This is a genomic window from Fructilactobacillus sp. X2R6C1 (assembly GCF_059901295.1).
This window is the reverse complement of the sequence record NZ_JBWXUZ010000077.1, coordinates 1-239: the sequence shown is the minus strand read 5'-3', so window position 1 is coordinate 239 and position 239 is coordinate 1. Positions and strand designations below refer to the sequence as shown.

The window sequence follows — 239 nt, the reverse complement described above, 5'->3', positions numbered from 1 at the left end:
ACCCTGGGACACGCTCATGACATCGGTAGGCCTGTACATCGTCATTCCGGTAATACTGGCGCAATTCATCCGCAAGTCCTTGCTGACCAGGAGCGGCCGAGCCCTGGAGAATGCGGTCGCCAGGCTGGGTCCCTATTCGATCTCGGCATTGCTCCTGACGCTGATCCTGCTGTTTGCATTTCAGGGCGAGGCCATCACCAGGCAGCCGCTGGTGATCGCGCTGCTGGCCGTGCCGATCC

1 pseudogene is annotated in these 239 nt (G+C 61.1%); it reads left to right on the top strand.

Annotated elements, in window-relative coordinates:
- A pseudogene (locus AC6UDF_RS07430) lies at nt 1-239 on the top strand (arsenical-resistance protein); the annotation flags it as partial.